This is a genomic window from Dyadobacter sp. (genome assembly GCF_017744695.1).
In the GTDB taxonomy this organism is placed as follows: Bacteria; Bacteroidota; Bacteroidia; order Cytophagales; family Spirosomataceae; genus Dyadobacter.
Genome location: NZ_JAGIAS010000010.1, coordinates 174,842 through 195,837, shown reverse-complemented (window position 1 = coordinate 195,837; position 20,996 = coordinate 174,842). Strand labels below are relative to the sequence as shown.

At 51.8% G+C, this 20,996-nt stretch carries 16 protein-coding genes; 12 read left to right on the top strand and 4 right to left on the bottom strand.

The annotated features are described in order from the left end of the window. The first annotated feature begins 3 nt into the window (after positions 1–3). From J7619_RS28785 to J7619_RS28770, 4 genes are all read left to right on the top strand, one after another. Positions 4–1,455 (top strand): FGGY-family carbohydrate kinase, encoded by a 1,452-nt coding sequence (locus J7619_RS28785; RefSeq protein WP_291207459.1) that lies wholly within the window; start codon positions 4–6, stop codon positions 1,453–1,455. A 213-nt stretch (positions 1,456–1,668) separates the two neighbouring features. After that, positions 1,669–3,126 carry an FGGY-family carbohydrate kinase gene (locus J7619_RS28780; protein ID WP_291207456.1) on the top strand — a complete coding sequence of 486 codons (1,458 nt, stop codon included), beginning with the start codon at positions 1,669–1,671 and terminating at the stop codon, positions 3,124–3,126. Positions 3,127–3,128: 2 nt separating this feature from the next. Next, positions 3,129–3,731 (top strand): histidine phosphatase family protein, encoded by a 603-nt coding sequence (locus tag J7619_RS28775; protein WP_291207453.1) that lies wholly within the window; start codon positions 3,129–3,131, stop codon positions 3,729–3,731. A gap of 14 nt (positions 3,732–3,745) precedes the next feature. Further along, positions 3,746–4,684: a glycerophosphodiester phosphodiesterase family protein gene (locus J7619_RS28770; RefSeq protein ID WP_291207451.1), complete on the top strand. Its 939-nt coding sequence runs from the start codon at positions 3,746–3,748 to the stop codon at positions 4,682–4,684. A gap of 15 nt (positions 4,685–4,699) precedes the next feature. Here J7619_RS28770 and J7619_RS28765 read toward each other — a convergent pair whose 3' ends face one another. Continuing rightward, entirely contained in the window at positions 4,700–5,590 is an 891-nt protein-coding gene (locus J7619_RS28765; RefSeq protein ID WP_409012775.1) for a KilA-N domain-containing protein, read from the bottom strand. A gap of 315 nt (positions 5,591–5,905) precedes the next feature. On the opposite strand from J7619_RS28765, the gene J7619_RS28760 reads away from it, so the two are divergent. From J7619_RS28760 to J7619_RS28750, 3 genes are all read left to right on the top strand, one after another. Beyond that, entirely contained in the window at positions 5,906–6,259 is a 354-nt protein-coding gene (locus tag J7619_RS28760; RefSeq protein ID WP_291207449.1) for a PadR family transcriptional regulator, read from the top strand. Between the two features lie 3 nt (positions 6,260–6,262). Further along, positions 6,263–8,920, top strand: coding sequence for a permease prefix domain 2-containing transporter (locus J7619_RS28755; protein ID WP_291207446.1), 2,658 nt, complete (start codon positions 6,263–6,265; stop codon positions 8,918–8,920). Positions 8,921–9,053: 133 nt separating this feature from the next. Beyond that, positions 9,054–10,250, top strand: a complete 1,197-nt coding sequence (locus tag J7619_RS28750; RefSeq protein WP_291207443.1) for a L,D-transpeptidase family protein — start codon at positions 9,054–9,056, stop codon at positions 10,248–10,250. Here the strand turns inward: J7619_RS28750 and J7619_RS28745 are convergent. The 3 genes from J7619_RS28745 to J7619_RS28735 form a co-directional block, all read right to left on the bottom strand. After that, positions 10,223–10,990, bottom strand: coding sequence for a murein L,D-transpeptidase catalytic domain family protein (locus J7619_RS28745; protein ID WP_291207440.1), 768 nt, complete (start codon positions 10,988–10,990; stop codon positions 10,223–10,225). The genes J7619_RS28750 and J7619_RS28745 overlap by 28 nt on opposite strands. A gap of 241 nt (positions 10,991–11,231) precedes the next feature. Then, entirely contained in the window at positions 11,232–12,089 is an 858-nt protein-coding gene (locus J7619_RS28740) for a prephenate dehydrogenase (RefSeq protein ID WP_291207437.1), read from the bottom strand. Between the two features lie 27 nt (positions 12,090–12,116). Next, on the bottom strand, positions 12,117–13,274 hold the full coding sequence (locus tag J7619_RS28735; protein ID WP_291207434.1) for a pyridoxal phosphate-dependent aminotransferase: 1,158 nt from the start codon (positions 13,272–13,274) through the stop codon (positions 12,117–12,119). A 163-nt stretch (positions 13,275–13,437) separates the two neighbouring features. Between J7619_RS28735 and modA the strand changes: the two genes are divergently transcribed. From modA to J7619_RS28710, 5 genes are all read left to right on the top strand, one after another. Next, complete coding sequence (gene modA / locus J7619_RS28730) at positions 13,438–14,190, top strand: molybdate ABC transporter substrate-binding protein (protein ID WP_291207432.1); 753 nt, start codon at positions 13,438–13,440, stop codon at positions 14,188–14,190. A gap of 200 nt (positions 14,191–14,390) precedes the next feature. Continuing rightward, positions 14,391–15,065: a molybdate ABC transporter permease subunit gene (modB, locus tag J7619_RS28725; protein ID WP_291207429.1), complete on the top strand. Its 675-nt coding sequence runs from the start codon at positions 14,391–14,393 to the stop codon at positions 15,063–15,065. Continuing rightward, positions 15,046–15,942: a sulfate/molybdate ABC transporter ATP-binding protein gene (locus J7619_RS28720; RefSeq protein WP_291207426.1), complete on the top strand. Its 897-nt coding sequence runs from the start codon at positions 15,046–15,048 to the stop codon at positions 15,940–15,942. The genes modB and J7619_RS28720 overlap by 20 nt, the downstream gene beginning before the upstream one ends. Positions 15,943–16,060: 118 nt before the next feature. Next, positions 16,061–16,738, top strand: coding sequence for an SGNH/GDSL hydrolase family protein (locus J7619_RS28715; protein WP_291207423.1), 678 nt, complete (start codon positions 16,061–16,063; stop codon positions 16,736–16,738). A 184-nt stretch (positions 16,739–16,922) separates the two neighbouring features. After that, complete coding sequence (locus J7619_RS28710; protein ID WP_291207420.1) at positions 16,923–20,942, top strand: FG-GAP-like repeat-containing protein; 4,020 nt, start codon at positions 16,923–16,925, stop codon at positions 20,940–20,942. Positions 20,943–20,996: the final 54 nt, after the last annotated feature.

The following is a 20,996-nucleotide window of genomic DNA, read 5'->3' as shown; positions in this document are numbered from 1 at the left end:
CCAATGACCTTGAAACAGGCATACCTCGTGGCCGACATCGGTACAGGCAATGTACGCGTCGCCATTGCCGACACCACCGGCGCGATCCTTGGCGTGGCGAGTGGCGATATGCTTTACCAGAAAGACGAGCGTTACCCCGAGTCCATCTTTTTTGATCCCGACACGCTTTGGGAACAAATAAAAAGTCTCGCCAAAACCGCATTAGAACAAGCCGGGCAGGTAACCATCACAGCCATTACTGCCACCAGCCAGCGTGAAGGCATTGTAGCGCTCGATAAAACCGGCGGCTCGCTCATCGGCATGCCCAATATCGACCACCGCGGTCGCGAATGGGAGGACATTCCCCCCGACAAACACGAAGTTTACATGCTAACCGGCCGTTACCCTACCTCGCTTTTTTCGGCTTTGAAACTCGTAGGCGTGCGCAACCGCCGGCCCGGGCTCTGGCAGCAAGTGTCGACGTTCCTCAGCATCAGCGATTGGGCGCAATATATGTTCAGCGGAGTGAAGGGCTACGAGCATTCGCAGGCATCCGAAACGTTATTATACGATGTCTCGAAAGGGCAATGGTCGCAACAGCTTTGTGAAAAATACCAGCTCGACGCCTCACTCCTGCCGCCACTGGTGCATTCGGGGACTGTCTTAGGCAAAATACAACCGGGAGTTGCCGCAGAACTCGGCATTTCGGAATCGGCCGTAGTTGTAGTCGGAGGCTCGGATACGCAGTTGGCGATTATGAGCATCGAACCGTCCGTTGAGGACATTGTGATCGTTTCGGGCACCACTACGCCGATCATTAAAATAGCGAACCATTACATTACCGACGACCAGGAACGCACGTGGACCAACCGGCATACCGACCATGCGAATTTCCTGCTCGAAGCCAATGCGGGCGTCACCGGACTGAATTACCAACGCCTGAAAGAAATTTTCTATCCCAATGAACCCTACGAGTTGATCGAAACCGAGGTGGCGGCCATCCGCGACACGCATTGCGTGGGTGCGCTGGGCTCGCTGCTCGCGGGGGAGAAATCGCCGCTGATCCGCGGTGGATTCATTTTCAACACGCCTGTCTCCCACCAGCTCAGCCGGGCACATTTCGTGTGGGCCACGCTCTGGGACATTGCATGCAGCATTTCCGAAAACTATCACGTGCTCCGCGAAGTAGCACGCCATGAGCAGGATTATGTATGGATGTGCGGCGGCGGCGTGCAAAGCAAGCTGTTACGGCAGTTTATCGCCAATTTGTTGGGTAAAAAAGTGATCATACGTACCAACTACCGTCAGGCATCGGTCTCGGGCGGGATAGTCATTTGCAACAATGCACTGGGCATTGCGAACCATTCGCCAGAAACGCTCGAGATTACGGAGCCAGATGGTGACGATACCTGCCAGGAATGGTACAATGATTGGCAAATTGCACGGAACACATTGAAATCATTTGCGCACCAATAATTTCATTCAACAGCCACAAATATTGGGGTGCTCTGCGCCTCGACGCGAACGCTTGATGTTTATCTACAGATGCCGGCGAAACGCCAGGGTGCAAAGCACCCTAATACGTGTAAACCGATGGCGAAATGCGAGATCGCAAGGTGCAGCGCACCGCAATATTTGTAGTAGCCACGTAGCAATAATTAATTGTCAATTGAAACATTGATTAATCAAATGCATTCATATTTTTTAGGAATCGACGTCGGGACGCAGGGTGTGCGGGTGGTAATGCTCGACGATACCGGCCACACGGTCGGCAGCAACGAGAAAGTGTTCCCGCTCACGCCGCATTCGCGCGAGGAGCAATCGCCGGCATTGTGGTGGGAATCGGTATTCGCCTGTCTGCAAAATCTGATGGTTTCTGTACGCGAAGCGATCGATTTAAAGGCTATCAAAGCAGTTTCGGTCACTTCCACATCCGGCACGGTCATTCCCCTGGGCGCGGATAAGGAGCCGCTGCACAATGCGTTGATGTACTCCGACACCCGCCCCGCTGCCGAAGGGAAGTATTGCAGGGAAATCGCCGAACGTCTCCACCCGGAAGGCTACACCGGTTTCAATGCATCCAGCGGGCTGTCGAAAATGGTGTGGTATTCCAACCATTTCACCGAAAAAGCAGCGCAAATCCATAAGTGGGTCCACGCGACGGATTTTATCATCGGCAAACTCTGCGGCGATTTTTCGGTGACTGACTACACCAATGCATTAAAATCGGGCTTTGACGTGAGTACCGGCGAATGGCCGGCTTATCTCACGGAACATCTGCCGCTACGGAAAGAATGGCTTCAAAAAGTTGTCCCGTCGGGCACGCAAATAGGCCGGTTGCTTCCGGAACTGAGCGAACAACTCGGGTTGGAGCAGATTCAGGTCATAGCCGGTATGACGGACGGCTGCGCGTCGCAAGTGGCCTCCGGTGCTGTGCAACCCGGAGACTGGAATACCACCATCGGCACCACCCTGGTCGTGAAGGGTGTTACCACGCGGGAAGTTCGCGACCCGGAAGGCCGGTTATACAGCCATCGCCACCCCGAAGGCTACTGGATGCCCGGCGGCGCGGGGAATATCGGCGCAGATTGGGTTTCGGCAGGTTTCGCTGATGATCTTCCGGCATTGACCTCAGCTGCCGCAAACCTCATCCCCACCGGCCTGATCGCCTATCCTTTACTGCAACAAGGCGAACGCTTTCCGTTCATAGCTCCACAAGCGCGGGGTTTCGCGCCCGAAAACGCCAGCCGGGAAGCTTTATTCGCCGCGAATATGGAAGGCGTCGCATTCGTGGAACGTTATGCCTACGAGATGATCGAAGATCTCTCAGACGAGCAGGTGCACACGGTTTACACAGCCGGCGGCGGCAGCAACAGCGACGTCTGGCTGACCATCCGCGCGAATGTCCTCAACCGCCCCGTACACAAATGCGGTAATGTGACCGGCGCTGCGGGTGCCGCGATCGTGGCGGCAGCCGGCTCCCATTTCGGGACGCTCACGAAGGCAGCCCGGGCCATGACACGCATCGAGAAGACTATCCGCCCGGAACCAGCGCTCGCAGCAGCCTATACACTGCAATACCGGAATTTTATCCAAACTTTGACCCAAAAAGGTTTTATAGCAGGGCCTGTGCCCGTAACCCATTGACCATGCTTCACGTATATCTGCTCCGCCACGGAGAAACTTTCTGGAATGCCGACGGCAACCGCTACTGCGGCGCAACGGACATCGGACTGACCGAAAAGGGATTTTCACAGGCACATTTGGCCGCCACATTGTTGAAAGATATTCGATTCGACGCGGTTTATACCTCTCCACTTCAGCGCGCCCACCATACGGCGACCATTGCGTCGGGCAACTACCCGGGCATCGTGATCGACCAGCGGCTGATTGAAGCCTCCTTCGGCGAATGGGAAGGAAAAACACGGGCAGAATTCATCGCCGAAAATCCCGCGCTCTGGGACGCATGGGCGCACGAGCCCGATTACGCACGCGCAGGAGGCACGGGCGAGACGGCCATCGAGATTGTAACGCGTGTCGATGATTTTTTCAATGATATTTTACAAAAACATCCCAACGGGGCCGTGCTCGTGGTGGCGCACAATGCTGTGAACCGGTTTTACATGGCCCGGAAGCTGGGGATGCCCCTTAAAAACTACCGCCAGATCGTCCAGGAGAACTCTTCGGTAACATTGTTCAGCCTCGATCCGCAAGGTGAATTCAGCCTTTTAAAACTCAATTGCCGCTCTTAACTTTTGGTATTATCATGAAAAAGAAATTTCTTAACCCGTTCATATTAACTGCATTGCTGGCTATTGGCAGCCAGTTTGCCGGGCACGCGCAAGGCAAACTCAATGTGCTGAAAATCAAGACTGCGAAAGGTTTGCATGCCTACTTTCAATTCACCGGCAACGACCCGATACTGATCACCGGGCACCGTGGCGGCATGGTAAAGGGTTTTCCCGAAAACTCGATTGCTACTTTTGCAAATACCTTGAAACACACGCCCGCGTTCTTCGAAATCGATCCCCGGCTGACCAAGGACAGTGTGATAGTGCTCATGCACGACGCCACCCTCGACCGAACCACTACCGGTAAGGGGAAACTCTCGGACTACACTTATGAAGAGCTCAAAAAATTGCGTCTGAAAGACGCCGAAGGCAACATCACCGACTTCCCTATTCCCACACTTTCGGAGGTAATCGAATGGGCCCGCGGTAAAACCGTCCTCAACCTCGACCATAAGGACGTTCCGCTCGCCATGACCGAGGCATTGATCCGAAAACACAAAGCCGACGCATTTGTGATGCTCACCGTCCACAGCGCTGCCGAAATGACCTGGTATTTGTCCCAAAACAAAAACCACACCTTTTCGGCATTCATCCGGAACATGAAGGAGTACGAGGATTACGAAAAAGCCAACGTACCTTTCACCCAGCTGATCGCCTACATAGGCCCACACGTGAAGCCCGAGAATAAGGAACTCTATGCATTGCTGAACAAAAAAGGCACTATGTGCATGATCTCGGCGGCATCCTCCTACGACAAACTCAAAACAGCCAAAGAGCGCAAGGCGGCCTACATTGCCATCGCCAAAGACGGCGCGTCCATTCTCGAATCCGACTATCCCATCGAAGCAGCCGAGGCAGTGAAAGAATATGCCCAGAAGAGCAGTCCGAAGCAGCGGTTTTTTGGGAAGAAATAGGCAGTGCTGACTTAACTACTTACTGGGCTTCTTGCTTTCAAAATCCATAAACGAAGTTTCATTTTCCTTTTTTATTGATTTTAGAATGTCTAGCTGCTCCAATGTTTTGCGCTGGTCGTTACAGGTTTCGTCCAATATCTTGAAACGCTCACGCTTGCCCAGCCCCGCTTTGATTAGCACGGAGTTGAGATTTTCGAGGTTAGAGAGGATGGTCAGTTCATTGATACTGGCCATATCCCGGATATTTTCTCCTGCCAGATGGCGCTGTGGATTGGCTTCCCGCCAGTGCTTGGCCGTGCAGCGAAATAGGACAAGATTGAGCAAATCAGCCTCGTCCGCATAAAGCAGCCATTCTTTGGCTTGGGCGTAACCGGCTTTCGGGACAAGGTAATCTCTTACCGCTGTGGTATGTATTTGATAATTGGCTTTCGACAGAACGCGTTTGACATTCCACTCCAAACCATATTGATTGTTTTCCAGCTCTTTAAGCCTTTGGTACTCCCGGATGATATAAAGCTTGAATATCGGACTGATAGCCGATCCGAATTCAAAAGCTATGTCCTTGTGCGCATAAGTACCCCCGTATCTACCTGACCGGGAGAAGATTCCGATCGCATTGGTATTCTCAATCCAGTTTGAAACGCTCATGGTAAAAGTGGGCACGCCCGCTTCGCGTTTAAAGTGGTCGAATTCGACCACTTTAAAATCGGGGTTGTATATCGTCTCCCAAGTTCCTAAAAATTCAATCGTAGCGCGGTTCCTGATCCAATTCTTGATGACATCCGCCGCCCTGCCTGCATCCTCTTTCCGCTTCACCATGTCGGTCAGGCAGAAGTAATCATGGTCATTGATGCTACTAATAGAAATGTCAACGTTATCTACGGTGATTTTGCTCAGCTTTGCCATTAGTGTGATGATTTTGATGTGACGAATACTTCCCGTTTGACAAAGAAAAGCGATTGTCGATTTTATCTGATGATTTTTAAGGGAACTCACGTAGTTCCTGAACCAAGGGTTAGTGACCCCGCGCAGGCCATCTGGAATTAATCGTGCCACCAGAGGCCTTGTTTCAGGAATTTATGTGCAAGGCCGGACAAACAACGTCCGCTTTTGAACAGGGCCTTTTCATAAAATCCCCTCATATTCAACGCAAATAGCATTTCATAAACCTGGCAAGATATTTTACATACAGAAATAGATCATATAACTCCGGACATATCTATGAGACGAAGCGATTTGGGCGAATTTGAAGAAATCGTATTGCTGGCCGTGGCAGCGCTGGCGCCGGGCGCCTATTCGGTGAGCATTGCCGAAGAGCTCGAAAACGAAACGGGCCAGACAGTAAGCACCGGTGCCGTACATGCGGCATTGCAACGGCTCGAACAAAAGGGTTATCTGACCTCATACCTGGGTGAAGCCACGCAGGAACGCGGCGGGCGTCGCAAGCGGCTGTTTACAGTCACCACTTACGGGGGCAAAATCCTCCACGAAGCCCGTTCCGTACGCAACAGTCTCTGGAACCGCATCGCTCCTGCCGAGTTATCTAAAATGGGCCTCGATTTTTCAAACAGCTGAACCATGCAACCACTTCCTCCCCGCTGGCTCGATAAGCTGGCCACCCGCATTTGTGCGCCCCACCTGCGCGAGGAACTCCTCGGAGACCTGCACGAGCGTTACGCGCTGCGCCACCGACGCGCGGGCGCGCCCAAGGCCAATTTCTTCTTCCTACGCGAAGTAGCCGCATTGCTCCGCCCTTCCATTATGAGGCGGAAACCGGCGCCGTACGGCTCACCATCGGTATTCAGCCGTGACATGCTGCGCAATTATTTCAAAATCGGCTCGCGGGTTTTATTGAAAAACAGCAGCTATTCATTGATCCACCTGACGGGGCTGTCCATTGGTTTGTGGGCCTGTATGATGGTGGCAACTGTGGTGATCGACAGCCTTTCGTACGACCGGCAGTGGAGCCGGAAAGATGATATTTACAGGATTGTTACCAAAAGCAGAATGGGAACGGACATATCCGAACGCAGTTCCTCATCTCCTCTTGGCCTCGCGCCGGAACTACAAAAAAGCTACCCAGAAGTTGAATCCTGGTCCACGCTTGACGCACACGAGCAGCATTTCAAAATACGTCCTGGAGACGGTGAAGGTGTAAATACAAACTTACTAACTGCCGACACTTCCATTAATAAAATTCTTGACTTGAAGTTGCTTGCAGGAAATTTTAAACATAGTACACAAAGTCAATGGAGCTTACTCGTGACACGTTCGTATGCCGCCAAAATTTTCCCTGGCCAGGACCCAATCGGGAAGATTATTCACGACATCCCTACGTTCAGTTCCGAGCCGACGCCGTATCAAATTACCGGCCTGATCGAAGATCTGCCTTATAACAGCCATCTTCGGGCGGAGGCGATCAGATTTAGGACAACAAAGCCAGAAGCTCTTTCAAATACAGGATTTATGACGTTTGCCCGGAACTATATATTATTGAAACCCGGCACGGATATCGGAGCATTCACCCGCAAAGTTAATTCATGGTATACACAGTTTATGAACAACAATGGCCGGGAGCAGTTCGAATTCCAGCCCTTAAAGGACATATATCTCCATTCTGATTTCGCGGAAGGGCAAAATGTCAAAGCGAGTATTCGGACGATCTATATTTTTGCGGGTGTGGCATTGCTACTGCTATTCATTGCCTGTGTCAATTTTGTGAATCTCAGTACGGCCAAAGCATTCGCCCGCGTAAAGGAGGCCGGCGTCCGAAAAGTTCTCAGTGGATCGAGGACACAGCTTGTAGTGCAGCTTCTCACTGAAACATTGCTGTTATTCGGGTTTTCCATCGTTGTGGCCATAATTGCCTATTTTTTCACTTTGAACTCGGTCGAAAACTTCCTTGGAAACCGCCTGATACTGACATTTACTTCCAACATAGTGATGGCCGGAGGGGCCCTGATGATGTTCCTTCTGACTGCCTTGCTGACAGGTCTCTATCCGGCCTGGGTTATTTCAGGTTTTAAACCCGCCAACACGTTGCGCGGCATATTCACAGCGTCACTCGGACAAACCGGCCTTCGCAAAACACTGGTAGTAGCGCAATTCTCTATCTCAATCATTGTATTGCTCGCCACAATTGTCGTCTGGCAACAGTTCGACTTAATGAAAAACAAGGAGCTAGGTTACGATAAAAGAGACCTTATCGGTATTGAGCAAATTTCTTGGAATGGCAAGGGTGAGGCATTTAAAAATGAACTACAAAGAATACCAGGTGTTATCCGAAGCAGCCTGAGCATATGGATGCCCACGAAAGGCGGGGGCTATATGCAGCGCGAAGTCGATGATCCTGCTCATGCCGGCCGCCGCCTGCGCGTCTGGTACATCGGCGGCGATGTGGACTTGCCTGCGACGTTGGGACTGAAATTGGTGAAGGGCCGCATGTTCAGCAATCGTTTCGCGGATGCGCTCAATGCCGATTCGCTGCGGGAAAAGGATTTCGTAAAATTCGAAAAAGCGCAAATGAATCAAAACTCCCTGATCACTGCCTCTGCCGCGAAAATGCTCGGGATCAAACAGCTGGACGTACAAACAAAAAATGCGAACTCGGTGCCGGTAGGTGTTGTGGGCGACTTTCACAACGAATCGCTTTATGAGCCGATGAAGCCGACGCTCATTCTCGCGCAAAAAGCACCCGAATATGCCGGGATGCTCATCCGCATTCAGCCGGGGACGGAAATGCAGGTCGCGGCGGGCATACGCAAGCTTTGGAAACAGTTTTTCCCGGAAAAATTACTCCGTATCAACAACGTGGAAGAACAGCTCACAAAGCAGTACGAAGCCGAATCCAAACTCCATCAACTCTTCCTGTTTTTCAGCGGACTTACTATGTTCCTTTCCGCATTGGGCATTTTCGGACTGGTCGTGCAGGCGGCGGAGCAACGAGCGAAGGAAGTAGGTATCCGCAAGGTGCTGGGCGCATCGGTAGCCGGTATTGTGGGGTTAATTTCAAAAGATTTTGTCAAACTGGTCGTCATTGCCATTGTGGTAGCATCGCCGCTTGCCTGGTACGCGCTGCAAAAATGGCTGGAAAACTATCCCTACCGGACCACAATTCACTGGTGGTTATTTGCTGCGACCGGCATAGCGGCATTGGTTGTGACGATCGGCACCGTGAGTTTCCAGGCTATCCGCGCCGCCACAGCCGACCCGGTCCGCAGCCTTCGTAACGAATAATCGATTTAGGGAATTAAAGTACAGCGATGCCACTTTAATTCCCCATTTTTGAGCTGCGGGCTGGTCATCTATGCCCTTTTTCCGATAGCATGACAATTGCATACTATCTTGCAGCACCAAATCAACGTTCGTAATGCAAATGCTGTCCGGTCTGGGCAAAGCCCGATATGTACCCCTCCTGATACTCTTTACCCTCGCCGTCATGCAGTCGTGCCGGAAGAACCCGAAGGACATGACCGACCAGGAACTGGCAGAGGCTATCAGCAGCAAGGATATTTATCAGGATCTCCTCTCGCAGGCAACCGAAGCGGGAATCGACACCCGAAAATTTGAAGCAAAAGATAGCATCCCACCTGTTTTTGCGCTCCTGGAGGAAATCGCATTCGGCCACAAGCCTACCATTCGTTTTACCCAAAAGAAAGTAAAGGCTGATACCGCGTTGATCCGCAACGCAGCGGAAGAACTGGCCAAGGGGCAATCGGCAGAAAAAGTAATGGAGCAGCTGGAACCTGTTTTCCCGGTTTACCATAACCTGAAAATCCACTACGACCGGTTGATCAAGTCAAATAAGCAGGATAGCGCGGCTTATGTCGCGCAAACATTGAATGCTTACCGGTGGATCCACCGGCAAATCCAGGGCGCACCGCGTTTTGTGATGGTCAATATCCGGGGCGCTTACCTGACCGCCATGGATTCGGCAGGCAAGAATGTGCTCACCATGCGCACCGTCGTTGGCAAGCGCGACACCCCTACGCCCACGATCGACACCTACGCGACGAGCATTGTCACGCACCCGTACTGGAACGTACCCAAAAGCATTGCGATCAAAGAAATTTTCCCGAAGGCCGCCGCTGATCCGGAATATCTGACCCGGAACCGCATTCAGGTGATTGGCAAAGACGGGCAGGCCATCAACCCCGAAGAATTGGAATGGGGCGACCTCACCGCCGATAAATTTCCCTACCGCTTCCGCCAGGAAACCGGCGAAGACAATTCATTAGGCCTGTTAAAAGTGGAGATCAAAAATCCGCTGGCCATTTACCTGCACGACACCAATGCGCGGTATCTCTTCAAAAGCGACAAGCGCTGGCGCAGCCATGGATGCATACGCGTGCAGCACCCGACCGATCTGGCCAATTACATGGCCGGCACCAAGCTCCTCGACAGCGATTTCATGACCGAGCCCGATAGCGTATCACACCCGCCGAAATGGCACAAGCTGAAAGTGCGCGTGCCCGTGTTTCTGCTGTATTTGCCGGCAGACTGTAATGAGAAGGGAGATTTAATGTATTTCCCCGATGTTTACAAGCGGGAGGCCCCTAATGCCTGAACTTGGGCAACAGCCTCCATTCCGGCCAGCAACGAGGACTTTTCGAGATAATGCGGGTCGCCGGAATAGATAAACAATCCTGCACCATTGTAGAGCATATTGATCAGCTTTTTCGAATCGGCGATCGAAACTGCCGGGCAACCGAGGCTGCGGCCAAGGCGGCCGGTATTTTTGATGAATGCTTCGCTTACGTAATCCGCGCCATGCATCACAATCGCACGCTCTAATGCACGGTCGTTGATCCCTTTTTCGAGGCCTTCGAGTTTCAACGAAAGCCCGTGTTTGCCCTGGTAGGTGCCTAATGTTTTGTAAAAACCCAGACTCGACTGGAAGGAGGAATTCGCATTCGAAAAATGCTCGGCAAACTCGTTACCCGAGTTGCGCCCATGGGCCACGTAAGTATTAAAAAGTAGCTTCTTTTTGAGCAAATCGATCACATACAATCGTTTGTTACGCGACGACTGCGTAAAATCGCAGATCGCCATGATCGGGTTATCGAGTTTGATTTTCTGGAAACCAAACCATGCACAATAGAATGCTCGTTCCGACAAGCCTTGCTTTTTAAGGCCAAGCGAGTCATACAGTGAAATCCATTCCGGGCGGGTAACTGCCGAGTCCGTTTTCGTGACCGACAAGTTTTTAGTAGTAGAAATATCGGAGACTGAGTCGGCCCGGTGCACACCCAATGAAATGCCTGCTGCTATCAACACCGCTGCCCAAACCCCATGCGCTTTTGTCATTTCCTATTGTTTTGTTGAGACTATATGCTTCAAAATCAATCAAGAAGGGCGCCGTTAAACGACCCCAACTTAACAGCCCTGAAAACGCAAATGGTTCCGAAAAATTTCAGAACCATTTACAATATACTAATAATCAAACAATTATGAAATACAATTCTTGACTATACCTGACCAAACATCCACCATTCCACTACGGTCCATTCACTCATTCACTCATTCAATCATTCAGTCATTCAATCATTCACTTCTTCTCAATCCCCGCTAAAACCCGCCCGATATCATTTGCCCGGGCCATATAGGAAAGGCTGGCGTCAAGATCGCGTTCGTCGATCGCGTCCTTGAATTTTTTCAGCAACTCGATGTAGTCACCCAGTGCCTTGGAAACATTCTTTTTGTTCTGATCGAAAATAGGCGCCCACATCGCAGGAGAACTTTTCGCCAGGCGCACTGTGGACGAGAAACCGGTACTCGCCATGTCGAAGATCGCACGTTCGTCGCGCTCTTTGTCCAGCACAGTCATACCTAATGCAAAAGAGCTGATATGGCTCAAATGCGATACGTAAGCGAGGTGCAAATCGTGCTCCACGGGTTTCATGTAATGTATTTTCATGCCCACATCCCGCAGGAATGTTTCCACAAGGCCCCACGAGTCGGGATTACTTTTTTCCTTGTCGCAAATGATCACGTTTTTGTCGATCAAAAGCTCTTTGAATGCGGCTCCCGGGCCCGAGTTTTCGGTACCGGCCATCGGGTGTGCAGCCACGAACTGGCCGCGTTTCGGATGCTTGTCGGCGAGTTTGCAGATCAGCTCCTTGGTCGAACCCAGGTCCATAATCGTCCGGCCGTCGGGCAGGTGGTCGAGCATGTAGGGCAGCAATTTGGTAATGGCATCCACGGGCGTCGCGAGCACGTTCAGCTCCGATACCTGCAATGCTTCGTCGAGCGTCAGGATCTCGTCCACGATCCCTTTCGCCAATGCTATTTTCTGATTGACCGCCGAGTTGTCTACGCCCACGAATTTCACGTGCGGGTATTTCTCACGCAGTCCCAGGGCAAACGACCCGCCCAGCAGGCCTACCCCTATGATACTGATTATCATTATTTTGAATTTAAATACCTTATAACATTACCCTTTAATCCGCTCCACCGCCTGCCAGATTCTTTCTTTGGGCAGGCACAATGACAACCGGATATAACGCTGGCCTTTCGGACCAAAAATGAAGCCGGGCGCGATGAACACGTGCTTTTCAACCAGGATGCTATTCACCAGCGCTTCCGCCGACTCCGTAGAATCGGGTAGCTTGCCCCAGAGGAACATGCCTTCCTGCTTGTCGTCCCATGTGCAGCCTAGCGTGCGCAAAAGCGCTTCCGAAGCTTCCAGGCGGCCCTGGTACACTGCATTGCGCTCCGCGTGCCATTCGGCCGGGTTGCTCAATGCCTTCGCACCAGCCTCCTGCATTGCCCAGAACATACCCGAATCGACATTGCTTTTAATCGTCAGTACCGCGCTGATGTATTCTTTCGCGCCCGAAAGCCAGCCCATACGCCAGCCCGCCATGTTGTGCGACTTGCTCATCGAGTTCAGCTCGATGGCCACCTCTTTGGCACCTTCCACCGAAAGCAGGCTTATCGGCGCTTTCTTGTTCAGGATCAGGCTGTACGGATTATCATGGCAAAGCAATATGCGGTGCTTTTTCGCAAATGCAACCGCCTCTTCGAACAGCTCCTGCGTCGCAGGCGCGCCCGTCGGCATGTGCGGGTAATTGAGCCACATGATCTTCGTTTTCGGCGTCACGAGGCCTTCCATCGCATTCCAGTCGGGCTGCCAGCCGTGGTCTTCGCGCAGCGGATATTCCTTCACCACCGCACCGACCATCTGGCTCACGGCGCGGTAGGCCGGGTAGCCCAGCTCGGGTACCAGCACCTCGTCGCCCGGATCGAGGAACGTCAGCGATATGTGGGTAATGCCCTCTTTGGAACCAATGAGGGGTAAAATTTCGGTATTCGGATCGAGTGTTACGCCATAGGTACGATAATAGAAATCTGCCACTGATTTTCTGAAAGCGGGGGTGCCTGTATAAGGCTGATAACCATGCGCCTGCGGTTGATAGGCAGCGGTTGTCAATGCTTCCAGCGTTTCTACTGAGGGCATCATATCCGGGTTTCCGATCCCGAGATTGATGACGTCATGCCCTTCGGCAATCAGTTTGCGCACTTCGGCCAGCTTCACCGAAAAATAGTATTCCGATGTCTGCCTGGTGCGCTGTGCAGTTTCTATGATCATTATAATAATTAAATTGTGCTTTTAGCCATTGGCTATCAGCGGTTCAAACGCCCGTCCGGAACAGCCCGGCGAAACGGGGCGCAATTTACGACAATTTCGCGAGGGGACGCTCCATAGAGGCTGCAAGCGGTTATTATTGCAAAACAATATTTTAAATTGCGGCATGAACAAACTACGTATCCTAACCCTTTTTACTGCATTTCTGGCCGGTTGCTCCAAACCGTCGGAAAAAATCGTCGTCGCGACGGCTGCCAATGTGCAATATGTGATGAAGGAAATCCAGCAGGAATTCGAGAAGGAATCGGGCAAAAAGATCGAGATCGTAGTCGCATCATCCGGCAAGCTGACCACACAAATCCGCGAGGGAGCGCCTTTCGATGTATTCGTTTCAGCCGACACGAAATACCCCCAAGAAATTTTCAAAAACGGCGGCTCCGACGTGAAACCGGAAGTTTACGCCACCGGCGCATTGGTACTATGGTCCAGGGATATCCCCGAAACGGACCTCAAACCGGAAATACTAGCCACCGACAAGGTCAAAAAAATTGCCATCCCGAACCCCAAAACGGCACCCTACGGCGAAGCGGCCGTCCAGGCATTGAATGCATTGAAACTCTACCCGCAAACCGGGCAAAAGCTGGTCTACGGCGAAAGCATTGCCCAAACGGCTCAATACATTATAACAGGATCGGTAGAAGCAGGTTTCAATGCATTATCGATAGTATTGTCACCGGAAATGAAAGACAAGGGGCATTATGTGATCGTGGATTCAACCCTCTACAAACCCATTCAGCAAGCCGCTATTTTATTAAAACACAGCGAAGCATCCCCCAAAAAGGCATCCAGCGAACAGTTTTATAAATTCCTCTATTCAGCCAAGGCAAAAGCGATTTTCAAGCTGTACGGGTATAAATAAATAGTCAGGTGCTGTCAAAAATAGTCGTTAGTAGTCAGGTAGGCCAAGAATAGTCATTGGTAGTCAGGTATAGTCACGAGTAGTCATTGAAATGGGCGAACAACAACACCTGACAACACTTTACCACATCTGACCATTCCTGACAACACCCGACTATTCACTCATTCACTCATTCACTCATTCAATCATTCAAAATTAACTTGAACGCCCAACCCATTCTCCTGACGTTAAAACTGGCCGGCATTACCTCCGTATTGCTGCTCGTGATCGCTCTGCCGATCGCCTATTGGCTGGTTTTCGGGAAGTTTAAGGGGCGGGGCGTGATAGAGGCGCTGATCGGCATGCCGCTGGTGCTGCCGCCTTCGGTAATAGGCTTTTACCTGCTACTGGCATTCAGTCCATCGCATTGGTTCGGGGCCTGGGTTGAAGAGCTATTCGGTTTGAGGCTGGTGTTCTCGTTTCCCGGGCTCGTGATCGCCTCCATTCTATACAGCCTTCCGTTCATGGTTTACCCGATCCGCGCGGGCCTACAATCGCTGCCGGCATCGTTGCGGGAAGCATCGTACACGCTGGGCAAAAGCGAGTGGCAAACATTCGTGCAAGTGCTCTTGCCCAATTGTAAACCGGCCATTCTCACCGCCTTTGTACTCACATTTGCCCATACCGTCGGCGAATTTGGTGTGGTGCTGATGATCGGCGGCAATATCCCCGGCGTCACCAAAGTAGCCTCCGTAGCCATTTATAATGAGGTGGAAGCGCTGAACTACCCCGCCGCCAACGCCTATGCGATAGTGCTTTTTGCGATCACTTTCGTTATTTTGCTGCTGGTTTATTCCATTAACAACCGTCTGCTCCGTGTCCGACAACCTGCTTGAAGTCCATATCCGGCATACATTGCACACCGCAGACGGGATCTTACCGATGGAAGTGGATTTCGCACTGACCGGTAACAGCATTCTCGCACTCACCGGACCTTCTGGCGCCGGAAAAACGACATTATTAAGGCAAATCGCAGGGCTTGCAATGCCCGAATCCGGTCGGATCACTTTTGGCAAAAACCCATGGCTGGACACCGCAAGCCGCATTCACGTTCCGGCCCAGCAACGTCATATCGGGTTTGTTTTTCAAGACTATGCATTGTTCCCGAATATGACCGTCATGCAAAATCTGGAATTTGCCCTTCCCAAAATCCATAACAAGGAATTGGTCAGCCATTTACTCGAAATGGCCGGCCTCACGCAGCTCACCAGCCGGAAACCGAACCAGCTCTCGGGCGGGCAACAGCAGCGCGTCGCACTCGCCCGCGCGCTGGTACGCGAGCCGGAACTGCTTTTAATGGACGAACCTTTCGCCGCCCTGGATCCCGAAATGCAGCTGCAATTGCAGGATTTATTGCTCAAACTGCGCCGCGAACGGGAATTTGCCGTTATCCTGGTGACACACGATATGGGGGAAATTTTCCGCCTGGCCGACCAGGTGGCAGTCATGGAAAACGGCAAGTTGGCCCGCCCCGGAACACCCGCGGAAGTGTATTTGGGTGATCAAACGGAAGAACTATTCGTTTACGGAGAAGTACTGGCCTGCGAGCGCCGCAATGAAACGCTTTCCGTGCAAGCCTGGATTGACGGAAAAGTTCGCCAATTCAATCTTCCGACCCATTGGGAAGCGCAATTGCGGCCCGGAGCAACATTCACCTTGTATTACAACCCGGATAAGGCGGATATTCGGGTGATAAACTCGAATGACCGCTGACCGCTTCATCGCAAACAATCATGAGATCGGCCGTCGGTGGTCGGCCGTCAGCGGTCCAAAAAGGGTATTTCCAGCCCATACTTGTCTTTTTCCCAAAATCCATACTTAACACTAATCCATGAAAGTACTTTTCAAACTGCTGCAAATTGCCGTTATCGCGCTTCCATTACTTGCCATGCGTGCCGACAAGCCTCTTCGCGTCGTATTCTTCGGCGATTCCATCACCCAGGCGGGCGTGAGCCCCACCGGCTATATCACCAAAGTAGGTGAAATGCTGAAAGCGAAAGGCCAGGACAGCCAATATGAGTTGATTGGTGCCGGCATCGGTGGCAACAAGGTATATGACCTCTATTTAAGACTGGAAGACGACGTACTAGCCAAAAAGCCGGATGTCGTATTTATCTATGTGGGTATCAACGATGTATGGCATAAAGCATCGTCCGGCACCGGTACCGACCCCGACAAATATGTGAAGTTCTACGAGGCATTGATCAAAAAGCTGAAAGCACAGAATATCCGCCTGATCGTGTGTACGCCTACCGTCATCGGCGAGCGCAATGATAATTCCAACCAGCAGGATGGCGACTTGAACCAGTATTCCAAACTGATCCGCGAAATCGCGACGCGCAACAATCTGCAATTGCTCGATCTGCGTAAGCATTTCCAGGATTATTTGACCAAAAACAACCCTGAGAACAAGGAAAAAGGCATTCTTACCACCGATCGCGTACATTTGACCGAAGCAGGCAACCAGTTCCTGGCAGAAAGAATGCTGGAAGCATTGGAGCAGAAATAAATACTGCATTTCAATCGGTGAGAAAAATCCCGGGCGTTCAGCTCCCGGGATTTTCTTTTTTGAGCCGTTTGATAACCACTAGCGTCACCTGAACATTGCTTTCGGAAAGAGTTTGAGATAAGTACAAAATTGAAAACCGGGTCGGCCGCCCTGTTTTACACTTCACCTTATCCAAATTTTTCCCATGAGAAAACACCTCCTGCCGCTATCCATTGCGGCGTCCGTTATCGCGCTTCTCACATACGCGGGTTGCGTTAGCTTCTTTCCCATCTTTTTAAAACAACCAATACCCGGTGACGGTCTGCTAAAACCCGCCAAAAGCAACGATACAGGTATTCCACCCGGGATCGCCGAAACCATTGCCGCCCGCGAGTACCGCATTTCCTACGACCGCACCCGGCACGTTTTCCAAAGCCCCAATCGAAAACATAACCTCCGCGCCTGTTACAAGCCGGGAAATCTCACGATTCAAAACCGCGTCGATTCATCCGGCCAGGGCTTTTCAGTTGTATTAAAAAATGAAGGCATTCTCGCCGACGGCCTCCTGATCCACCGCCCCGACCCCACTGCGAAACCCGAACTGCTTGAAAACAGGTTGCTGATCCGCCATTCAAAGTTCAAGGAGGAGTTTATCAATAATGAAAATGGGGTAAGACAAAACTTCATGATCGAATGGGCACCGGAAGGAACGAACGAACTGACTGTCAAGCTGCATGTTAATGGAATGAGCGTTCAGAATAGCGATACCCCCAATGAGCTGCTTTTCTTTTCAAAAGGCGACAAGGCTCATCCCCAACTTATTTACCGGGACCTCGAATGCTGGGATGCTGAAAACCAGCCGCTCACCGCCCGGCTAACGGCTAAGGATCAGGAAATTCGGATCACCGTCAATGTGCGTGGTGCCGCCTATCCGGTGACGATCGATCCGATTGTCGTGAATGGCCATCCGGGCAACGCCAACGCATTATTCACGTCCGCACAAGCCGATGCCTTGCTGGGCTTTTCAGTAGCTTCCGCCGGGGATGTCAACGCGGATGGGTATAGCGATGTGCTGGCCGGTGCCCCACATTACGACAACGGCGAGGATAATGAGGGTGCCGCATTTCTCTATTATGGTTCTGCCAACGGGCTCAATCCAATACCTGCGCTTTTGGAAAGTAACCAGGCTCACGCCGAAATGGGTTATTCCGTTTCAAGTGCAGGCGATATCAACGCGGATGGTTTCAGCGACATCGCGCTGGGTGCGCCATTTTTTGACAATGGACAACCGAATGAAGGCGTGGTGTTTATTCACCTCGGATCTCCCAAAGGAGTAAAACCCAACCCTGTGGTAATGCTGGAAGGGAATCAGTTTGAAGCGCAATTCGGCATAGCTGTTGCACTGGCCGGCGATGTCAACAACGACAACCACAGCGATCTGATCGTTGGCGCCCGTGAATTCGATAATGGGCAATTAAATGAAGGCGCCGCATTTGTTTATTATGGTGATAAAGGAGGTATCGCCCCTAACAAAGTCACTATTCTGGAAGTGAACCAGTCTGTCTCCGGAATGGGCACTTCGGTGGCCGGAGCCGGGGATGTTAATGCCGATGGTTTTAGTGATGTGCTTGTCGGAGCGCCGTTCTACGATCAGGGAGAAGCCAACGAAGGAGCCGCATTTGTTTACCTGGGCAGCGTACAGGGCATATCATTGGTCCCAACCATCATACAAAGTGACCAGGCCGACGCGCACCTGGGTGCCTCGCTGGCATCCGCCGGCGATCTCAACGGCGACGGTTTTTCCGATATCATCCTCGGAGCCCCGCATTACGACAAGCTATATCCCGACCAGGGTTTGGTCAAAATTCATCTCGGTTCCGCAAACGGGATCAATGCCAACACTTCAATCGCTCTCACAGGACAGCAAATGGAAGAGGAATTCGGTCGCGCGGTCGCCTGCGCGGGGGATGTAGAAAGTGATGGTTATGCCGATATTCTGATTGCGGGCCGAATGCAAGGCAAGAATATCCTCAATGAAGGCACAGTAATGCTTTTCTGTGGAATACAGGCAGTTGTTAATAAAAAACCCGCATCTATCTTCAAAAGCAACCAGGCTAATGCATATCTGGGCCAGTCGCTCGGAAGTGCCGGCGATGTGAACGGCGATGGGTTCAGTGACATCATCATTGGTTCGCATCTTTACGACCAGGCGCAAAACAACGAGGGAGCAGTGATGATCTGGCACGGAAGCCCGTCCGGTCCTAACGCGGCGGTCAATACCATGTTAACCTCCGGCCAACCGGAATCCGCATTGGGCTATTCCGTTTCGGGAGCGTGCGATATCGATGGGGACGGTTATGACGACGTGATCGTCGGTGCGCCGCATTATGACAATGGCCAACCGGACGAGGGTGTAGCATTCGTATTCAGAGGAACACCGGACGGTATTGGCAAAGTCCCGGCCCATATGCTCGAAGCCGATCAGGCGGACGCCGGCTTTGGTACATCCGTTTCCGCAGCCGGGGATATCGACGGGGATGGTTACGGCGACATCGTCATTGGTGCCATGCATTATGACAACGGTGAAGATGAAGAAGGTGCCGCATTTGTTTACTTCGGCTCACCGGCAGGCATCCATGCTATCCCCACGAAGCTGGAAAGTAATAAAACCGGCGCGTGGTTCGGATGCGCCGTAGCCCACGCCGGCGACCTCGATGATGACGGTTTTTCCGAAATAGTGATTGGCGCGATGAATTATTCCAATGGCCAGTCCGAAGAAGGCGCACTTTACATATTTCCTGGCTCATCCGCCGGCCCGAACACCGCCGGGCTACGGATCATCGAAAGTGACCAGGAAGACGCGCGCCTTGGTAATGCCGTATCTTCTGCCAGCGATTTGAACGGCGACGGGCTCGACGACATCGTTGCGGGGGCGTACAGCCTTGGAGATTACGATGCAGGAGCGGCCTTTATAGGTTATGGGAAAGCAAAATCGTTGGATTCACTTACACTGGATTGCATCAAAGGCACGCAAGACCAGGCGCATTTCGGCTGGGATGTAGCTGGTGCGGGCGACGTAAATGGCGACGGCTTTCACGATCTGGTCATCGGGGCGCACGGTTATGATAACGGCGACGGCGCGGTGGATGTTTACTACGGCTCGGCAACAGGTATAACGCAGGCCAATGTCACGCATCTGTACGCGCATGAGACAGGCATGGCCGCGGCCATGGGCGAGTCAGTAGCGGGCGCCGGCGACCTCAATGGCGACGGCTTTAGTGATGTGGTAGTTGGTGAGCCTTGGTTTATCGATGAAAACATCTCGGTACTTACCGGGCTTACGCTCATTTACTATGGGTCACCCACAGGAATCGCCCCGAGTCCGCAACGGATCACCGGTAATCCCAACGATGCCTATGATTTCTTCGGATGGGCGGTGGCGGCCGCCGGAGACGTGAATGCGGACGGGTATGGTGATATGATCATAGGATCTCCCAATTTTAGTTCCGGACAGACTGACGCGGATGCAGCATTTGTTTATTACGGGAATAATGGCAGAGGATTGCGCAACAACATCCGTCTTTATAACTCGGATCTTGCCACATTGCTGAATTACCAGCAGCACAGCAAAAGTGATTTCGGAATTGGATTATTTTCGAGGTCCTTTCTGGGAGTAAACGAAGGAAGATTAGTCTGGGAAGCGCTTCCGGCCGGACAAGGATTTTCGACGGGTGCCAATGGCCTGCTTTTCAACAGCACTTTCTACAACGGTTCTCAAAAAGGATACTATAACCTCACCGGCTCCGAACTCAAAAGCAAGGTCCTTAAACAAGGCCCGGCGACAAACCTGAGGGTTAGAATCAAATACAGCCCCGCTCTTGCTTTGACGGGGCAGGTCTACGGCCCGTGGCGATACATTTCCGGGTCAATGACAGGAGCAACCAGCGCACCTGCCCCACGTATTTCCAGCAGCAAGTCCACAGAAGACACTGCCGGAACTACCTACGTATATCCCAATCCGGCGGCATCGGTATTGAACATTAAAAGTAAAAGGAACACGACAATCTCGGAATCCGCATTGATAACAACCGACGGTTTGGTAATCCGGAATTGGAAAGGCGTTCTGGAAAAACTGGATTTAAAAGAAATCCGTCCCGGTCGTTACATCCTGCGCATCCGTTACGCCGACGCCAGCGAAAGCAGCCACGCCATTGTGCTGCACTAATTATCCGGCGGCTACTTTCTGAATATCAACGAACCACGAGCTAAGCGATTTTCA

What these genes read in the sequence shown, in the direction of transcription:
- J7619_RS28785 (WP_291207459.1), top strand. Translation starts at nt 4, where the DNA reads ATGACCTTGAAACAGGCATACCTCGTGGCCGACATCGGTACAGGCAAT.
- J7619_RS28780 (WP_291207456.1), top strand. Translation starts at nt 1,669, where the DNA reads ATGCATTCATATTTTTTAGGAATCGACGTCGGGACGCAGGGTGTGCGG.
- J7619_RS28775 (WP_291207453.1), top strand. Translation starts at nt 3,129, where the DNA reads ATGCTTCACGTATATCTGCTCCGCCACGGAGAAACTTTCTGGAATGCC.
- J7619_RS28770 (WP_291207451.1), top strand. Translation starts at nt 3,746, where the DNA reads ATGAAAAAGAAATTTCTTAACCCGTTCATATTAACTGCATTGCTGGCT.
- J7619_RS28765 (WP_409012775.1), bottom strand. Translation starts at nt 5,590, where the DNA reads ATGGCAAAGCTGAGCAAAATCACCGTAGATAACGTTGACATTTCTATT.
- J7619_RS28760 (WP_291207449.1), top strand. Translation starts at nt 5,906, where the DNA reads ATGAGACGAAGCGATTTGGGCGAATTTGAAGAAATCGTATTGCTGGCC.
- J7619_RS28755 (WP_291207446.1), top strand. Translation starts at nt 6,263, where the DNA reads ATGCAACCACTTCCTCCCCGCTGGCTCGATAAGCTGGCCACCCGCATT.
- J7619_RS28750 (WP_291207443.1), top strand. Translation starts at nt 9,054, where the DNA reads ATGCAAATGCTGTCCGGTCTGGGCAAAGCCCGATATGTACCCCTCCTG.
- J7619_RS28745 (WP_291207440.1), bottom strand. Translation starts at nt 10,990, where the DNA reads ATGACAAAAGCGCATGGGGTTTGGGCAGCGGTGTTGATAGCAGCAGGC.
- J7619_RS28740 (WP_291207437.1), bottom strand. Translation starts at nt 12,089, where the DNA reads ATGATAATCAGTATCATAGGGGTAGGCCTGCTGGGCGGGTCGTTTGCC.
- J7619_RS28735 (WP_291207434.1), bottom strand. Translation starts at nt 13,274, where the DNA reads ATGATCATAGAAACTGCACAGCGCACCAGGCAGACATCGGAATACTAT.
- modA (WP_291207432.1), top strand. Translation starts at nt 13,438, where the DNA reads ATGAACAAACTACGTATCCTAACCCTTTTTACTGCATTTCTGGCCGGT.
- J7619_RS28715 (WP_291207423.1), top strand. Translation starts at nt 16,061, where the DNA reads ATGAAAGTACTTTTCAAACTGCTGCAAATTGCCGTTATCGCGCTTCCA.
- J7619_RS28710 (WP_291207420.1), top strand. Translation starts at nt 16,923, where the DNA reads ATGAGAAAACACCTCCTGCCGCTATCCATTGCGGCGTCCGTTATCGCG.